Here is a 6,269-nt window from a genome sequence, read left to right as displayed (position 1 = left end):
GTTGCCGGTGAAGAAGATGTGGTCCCAGCGCTGGGCGAGCAGCTCGGTCGTCTCCTCGACCGCGCCCTCGACCACGGCGACCGCCGCGGGGTCGAGGTACTGCGGGACGAGCCGCGCCATCGCCGCGGAGGTCGCGGGCGCCAGCTCGCTCGGTTTCAGCACGACCGCGTTGCCCGCGGCCAGCGCACCGACGAGCGGAGCGAGCAGCAGCTGCACCGGATAGTTCCACGGGGCGATCACGAGCACGACCCCGACCGGCTCCAGCACGACCCGGGCGCGCGCGGGCATCAGCGCGGCGGGGACGGCGACGCGACGCGGGCGCAGCCAGCGCCGAAGATTGCGGCGCATATGGTCGACCTCGCCCACGACGAACCCGACCTCGGCGATCTGCGACTCGGTGGGGTTCTTCGCGAGGTCCTCGAGGAGCGCGTCCTCGAACTCGGCCGCGCGCTCGACGAGCATGCGGCGCAGGCCGTCGAGCTGTGCCAGCCTCCAGCGCAGCGGCTTGGTGCGCCCGGCATCGAAGGTCGTGCGGAGGGCCGCGACCGTCTGGGCGATGCCGCTGGCCTTGTCGGCGGAAGCGCCGGTCGCGGTGCCGGCTGGAAGCGTGGACTCGGACGTCATGCGCCCATCATCACACGACCGCGCCGCTCAACCGCGCGGGCGGTACTCCAGGTCGAAGATGGCGTGCCCGAGCCGCTCGCCCCGGCGCTCGAACTTGGTGACGGGCCGCGCGTCCGGCCGCGGGATGAACCCGCCGAGGCCCGCGACGTTGACCAGGGCGGGCTCGGCGTCGAGGACGGCGATCATGTGCTCGGCGTACGGCTCCCAGTCGGTCGCGAGTCGCAGGACTCCGCTGGGCTTGAGCGCCCCGACCAGGAGGCGCACGACGTCGGGCTGCACGAGCCGGCGACGGTGGTGGCGGGCCTTCGGCCAGGGGTCGGGGAAGAAGATCAGGACCTCGTCGACGCTGTCGGCGGGAAGCCCGCGCTCGAACACCTCCACCGCGTCGTGGCGGATCACCCGGATGTTCGCGAGCCCCTTCTCGTGCGCCGCCGCGAGCACCCGGCCGACGCCCGCCCCGTGCACCTCGACCCCGAGGAAGTCCCGCTCGGGATGACGCGCGGCGAGGGCGAGCAGGTTCTCTCCGTTGCCGAAGCCGATCTCGACCACCCGCGGCGCCGTGCGCCCGAAGAGGATGTCGAGCTCGAGGGGCGAACCATCGAAGTCGACGCCGAACTCGCCCCAGTGCTCGTCGATGGCCCGCTGCTGGGCTTCGGTCTTCCTGCCTCGGATGACGAAGCTGCGCGGCCGGACGAGAGGGGACGGTTCCATCCCTCCATTCTCGCAGGCCGAGCAACCGCGCCCGTCCGGAACTCCTGGCGGCCGGACCGGGCTCAGAGGTTCGGGATCGCCCAGTGCAGAGGCAGGAACGCGAGACCGACGCCGAAGCCGACCACCGCGATCAGGAGGCCGATCAGGATGCCCGCGAGCATGACGGCGTTGAGCACGATCCCCCAGATCGCGAACGTGCGGCCCTGCGGCTCGCGGCCGAGCGCGAGGACGCCGAGGACCAGACCGGCGATCGGCGCGAGGAAGGTCCAGCTGAAGACGATGGAGGCGAGGCCGAGCGCGAAGCTCGTGATGCTGAGGGTGCGTGCCGGTGCGGTCGTGTAGCGGCTGTCGGTGAACTGGGGAGTGGGTGCGGAGCCGGTGGTTGTCATGCATCCAGTCAAGCGGGACCGGGCCCCTGAGCACATCCGGGTAACCCCCGGTTGTGCTCAGGGGTTACCCGGGACGCCCGGCTCAGTGCGGCAGGATCGCCTCGATCGGGCCGCGCGCGAAGTACACCAGGAAGCCGGCCGCGACGATCCAGAGCAGGGGGCTGATCTCGCGCGCCTTGCCCGACAGCGAGCGCACGAGCACCCAGGAGATGAAGCCGACGCCGATGCCGTTGGCGATCGAGTACGTCAGCGGCATCACGATGATCGTGAGGAACACCGGGAGCGTGCTGGAGAACTCGTGGAAGTCGATGTGGCGGATCTGCACCACCATCAGCGCACCGACGATGACGAGAGCGGCTGCGGCGACCTCGCTCGGCACCACGCTCGTCAGGGGTGTGAAGAACATGGCGAGCAGGAAGAGCACTCCGGTGATGACGCTCGCGAAGCCGGTCTTCGCGCCCTCGCCGATGCCGGAGGCCGACTCGACGAAGACCGTGTTCGATGAGGCCGACGTGCCGCCGCCGACGACGGCGCCCACGCCCTCCACGATGAGCGCGGACTGCAGGCGCGGGAACGTGCCGTCCTCGTCGGCGAGCCCCGCACTGCGGGCGAGGCCGGTCATCGAGCCCATGGCGTCGAAGAAGTTCGTGAACACGAGCGTGAAGACGAGCATGATCGCCGCGAGGCCGCCGATCCGCGCGAAGGAGCCGAACAGGTCGAACTGGCCGACGAGGCTGAGGTTCGGCACCGAGATGATCGACGTCGGCAGCGCAGGCACCGAGAGGTTCCAGCCGTCGGGGTTCTTCGCCGACGAGCCGAGATGGAAGATCGCCTCGATGATGATGGCGACCGCCGTCGCGACGACGATGCCGATGAGCAGGGCGCCCTTCACCTTGCGCGCCATCAGCACGCCCATGATCACCAGCGCGATCAGGAACACCAGGGTGGGGAGAGTCGCGATGGAGCCGGCCTCCCCGAGCTGCACGGGCGGTGATGCGGCCTTGGTGCTGCGCACGAAACCGCTGTCGACGAAGCCGATGAACGCGATGAAGAGGCCGATCCCGACCGTGATGGCGGTCTTGAGCTGCGGCGGGACGGCGTTGAAGATGAGGCGGCGCAGGCCGGTCGCGGCGAGCAGGACGATGATCAGCCCGTTGATGACGACGAGGCCCATGGCCTCCTGCCAGGTGAGCACCTTCACGACGTTCACAGCGAGGAACGAGTTGATGCCGAGGCCCGCGGCGAACGCGAACGGGAGACGCGCGACCAGACCGAACAGCACGGTCATGACGCCGGCGCTCAACGCGGTGACGGCGCCGACCTGCTCGAAGCCCAGCGAGTGACCCGCCACGTCGGGCGTCGAGCTCAGGATGATCGGGTTCAGGATGACGATGTAGGCCATCGTCACGAACGTGAGCAGGCCGCCGCGGATCTCCGTCGCCCACGTGGTGCCGCGGGAGGTGATCTCGAAGAACCGGTCAAGGCGTCCCGTCGCGGTGGGCGCGGGTGTCGAAGTCGAAGAGGAAATGGTGGTCTCCCATAGGATCGATGAGGCTTGGGGCGCATTCGAAGACATGTCACAGCGCCGTACCAGCCTAATTCCCCTCCCGACACGATAAGGACACGCATGGCTCTGCCTTGGAAGCTGCACGGAGACGGCAAGAAGGTCGGGGCGCACGAGATCGTGCTGCCCGGCGAGCGGCTGACGTGGCCGCGCACGATCGGGCTCGGCGCCCAGCACGTCGTCGCCATGTTCGGCGCGACCTTCCTGGTGCCGCTGCTGACCGGGTTCCCGCCGAGCACCACGTTGCTGTTCTCGGGCGTCGGCACGATGCTCTTCCTGCTGATCACCCGCAACCGGCTCCCCAGCTACCTGGGCTCGTCGTTCGCCTTCATCGTGCCGATCGTCGCGGCGACCAAGGCGCACGGGATGCCGTCGGCGCTCTTCGGGATCGTCGCCACTGGAGTCCTGCTCGCGATCGTCGGCCTGATCGTCGTCGCCACCGGCACCAAGTGGATCGACGGCCTGATGCCGCCGATCGTGGCCGGCGCGATCGTGGCACTGATCGGCTTCAACCTCGCTCCGGCGGCGAAGAACAACTTCGTGCAGGCGCCGGTCACCGCGCTGGTGACGCTGGCGGCGGTCATCCTGTGCACGGTGCTGTTCCGCGGGATGCTGGGCAGGCTCTCGATCTTCCTCGGTGTGCTGGTCGGCTACGTGTTCGCCGTGATCGTCGGGCAGGTGGACTTCAGCAAGGTCGCCGACGCGCCGTGGCTCGGCCTCCCGCAGTTCACCCTGCCGGCCGACCCGTTCACCGCTCCCGCCGCGACCTGGGGCATCCTGCCCGCGTTCCTGCCGGTGGTGCTGGTTCTGATCGCCGAGAACGTCGGCCACATCCGCGGCGTGGCGCAGCTGACCGATCCATCGGTGAACAAGCTGACCGGCCGGGCGCTGTTCGCCGACGGACTCGCGACGACGATCGCGGGCTTCTTCGGCGGTTCCGGGACGACCACCTACGGCGAGAACATCGGCGTCATGGCCGCGACCCGCGTCTACTCCACGGCCGCGTACTGGGTGGCGGGCATCGTGGCCGTGCTGCTGGGCCTCTCCCCCAAGGTCGGTGCGGTGATCAACACGATCCCGGCGGGCGTGCTCGGCGGGGTCACGACCGCGCTGTACGGCCTCATCGGCATCATCGGCGTCAAGATCTGGCTGGACAACAAGGTCGACTTCTCAAAGCCGGTCAACCAGTTCACGGCGGCGACCGCGCTCATCATCGGCATCGGCGACTTCACGCTGAACCTCGGGCAGCTCACGTTCAACGGCATCGCGCTCGGCGCCATCGCGGCGATCGTGGTCTACCACGTCATGTACGGGATCGCGCGCGTGCGCGGCACGGACTGAGCCGGCGCCCTCCGCCGAGGGGCGCGTCAACGCCCCTAAAACCCGCTTTTAGCGGCGCTAAGGCGCCCCTCGGCGCGGAACCTTCAGTGGTGGAAGTACGGGATGATCAGGTAGAGGCCGTAGAGGACGCCCAGCCCGCAGAGCACGAAGCAGGCGTACGCGCCCGCGAGAGCGGCGCGCTTCTGGCCGTCGCTGAGCGGATTCTTGCGGCGCGCCTTGTCGGCCTTCTTCTGCGCTTTCGCCGCCTGCTCCGGAGTGATCACCGTGATCGCGTCGGTGAACTCGGCCGGCTCGACGAACAGGGCGCGGCCCGCGACCGCGAGCAGCCGGGTGCCGAGCGAATAGAAGCCCACGATGACGCACGACCCGATGAGCGAGGCCGCGAACACCACGACGAAGGACAGGAACGCGCTCATGCCGACTCCCTCCGGCCGCGCTCCCTCTTGAGCGGCTTGACCTTCTTGATCTTGACGACGCGAGCCGATGCGGCGACGTCGCTCTGACCCTGAACGGGAGCCACCGCGTTGGCGCTGGAGACCTGGTTGCGGCGCGAGCGCCAGAAGATGTACGTCACGACGGCGACGCCGACGACGGTGTCGATCGCGATGCCGACCGGCCCGAGCGTCGCGACGAAGGCGGCGGCACCGCCCACGATGGCCGCCGACGGGAGTGTCAGCACCCAGCCGATCGCGATCCGCCCGGCCGTGCCCCAGCGCACCGACGAGCCTCGCCGTCCGAGGCCGGAGCCGATCACCGAACCCGACGCCACCTGCGTCGTCGAGAGCGCGAAACCGAGGTGGCTGGAGGCCAGGATCGTGGCGGCCGTGCTGGTCTCGGCCGCGAAGCCCTGCGCGGGCTTGACCTCGGTCAGTCCGCGACCGAGTGTGCGGATGATCCGCCAGCCGCCCGAATAGGTGCCGATCGCGATCGCGAGCGCGCACGACACGACCACCCAGAACGGCGGCCCGCTGCCCGCGGGGAGCAGGTTGGCCGAGATCAGCAGGAGCGTGATGACGCCCATCGTCTTCTGAGCGTCATTGGTTCCGTGCGACAGGGCGACCAGCGACGACGAGAAGATCTGCCCGTAGCGGAAGCCGCCCCGCCCGTCCGGGCGGCCGTCGTAGCGGCGCGTGATCCAGTAGGCGAGGCGCGTGGCGGCGTACGCGACGATGCCGGCCGTGAACGGCGCGACGACGGCGGGCAGCACGACCTTCTCGAGCACGACGAAGAAGTTGACGGAGCCGATCCCGGCGCCGACGATCGCCGCCCCGATCAGACCGCCGAAGAGGGCGTGGCTGGAGGACGACGGCAGCCCGTACAGCCAGGTGACCATGTTCCACACGATCGCGCCGACCAGTCCGGCGAAGATCAGCTCCGGCGAGATCAGCACACCGCCGGGGCCCTCGTTGATGATGCCGCCCGAGATGGTCTTGGCGACCTCCGTGGAGAGGAACGCTCCGACGAGATTCAGCACCGCGGCGAGCGCGACCGCGACCTTCGGCCGCATGGCACCGGTCGCGATGGGCGTCGCCATCGCGTTCGCGGTGTCATGGAATCCGTTGGTGAAATCGAAGAACAGGGCCAGCGCGATGACCAGCACGATGATGAGGGTGAGATCCACCGGTTTCTTTCTCGTGTGG

Annotated in this window: 7 protein-coding genes; 1 reads left to right on the top strand and 6 read right to left on the bottom strand. The window is 69.3% G+C overall.

Annotated features, from left to right (window positions below):
• From Q0Q23_RS14550 to Q0Q23_RS14535, 4 genes are all read right to left on the bottom strand, one after another.
• On the bottom strand, window positions 1-624 hold a 624-nt coding region (locus Q0Q23_RS14550), incomplete at its 3' end, for an aldehyde dehydrogenase family protein (RefSeq protein WP_295125404.1).
• A 27-nt stretch (window positions 625-651) separates the two neighbouring features.
• Window positions 652-1,335: a tRNA (guanosine(46)-N7)-methyltransferase TrmB gene (gene trmB, locus Q0Q23_RS14545; protein ID WP_295125402.1), complete on the bottom strand. Its 684-nt coding sequence runs from the start codon at window positions 1,333-1,335 to the stop codon at window positions 652-654.
• A 62-nt stretch (window positions 1,336-1,397) separates the two neighbouring features.
• Window positions 1,398-1,724 (bottom strand): hypothetical protein, encoded by a 327-nt coding sequence (locus tag Q0Q23_RS14540; protein ID WP_295125399.1) that lies wholly within the window; start codon window positions 1,722-1,724, stop codon window positions 1,398-1,400.
• 82 nt (window positions 1,725-1,806) lie between these two features.
• Complete coding sequence (locus Q0Q23_RS14535) at window positions 1,807-3,300, bottom strand: NCS2 family permease (RefSeq protein WP_295125395.1); 1,494 nt, start codon at window positions 3,298-3,300, stop codon at window positions 1,807-1,809.
• 51 nt (window positions 3,301-3,351) lie between these two features.
• Here Q0Q23_RS14535 and Q0Q23_RS14530 point away from each other — a divergent pair, with 51 nt between their 5' ends.
• A complete protein-coding gene (locus tag Q0Q23_RS14530; RefSeq protein WP_295125392.1) occupies window positions 3,352-4,629 on the top strand; it encodes a uracil-xanthine permease family protein in 1,278 nt (425 codons plus the stop codon).
• 83 nt (window positions 4,630-4,712) lie between these two features.
• On the opposite strand, the gene Q0Q23_RS14525 is transcribed toward Q0Q23_RS14530, so the two are convergent.
• Both Q0Q23_RS14525 and Q0Q23_RS14520 read right to left on the bottom strand, forming a co-directional pair.
• Window positions 4,713-5,045: a peptidase gene (locus Q0Q23_RS14525; RefSeq protein ID WP_295125389.1), complete on the bottom strand. Its 333-nt coding sequence runs from the start codon at window positions 5,043-5,045 to the stop codon at window positions 4,713-4,715.
• Window positions 5,042-6,250: an inorganic phosphate transporter gene (locus Q0Q23_RS14520; RefSeq protein ID WP_295125386.1), complete on the bottom strand. Its 1,209-nt coding sequence runs from the start codon at window positions 6,248-6,250 to the stop codon at window positions 5,042-5,044. The genes Q0Q23_RS14525 and Q0Q23_RS14520 overlap by 4 nt, the downstream gene beginning before the upstream one ends.
• Window positions 6,251-6,269: the final 19 nt, after the last annotated feature.

Source organism: uncultured Leifsonia sp., assembly GCF_945957465.1.
Classification (GTDB): Bacteria; Actinomycetota; Actinomycetes; order Actinomycetales; family Microbacteriaceae; genus Leifsonia.
The sequence above is the reverse complement of the archived record's forward strand: the minus strand, read 5'-3'. Positions and strand labels throughout refer to the sequence as shown.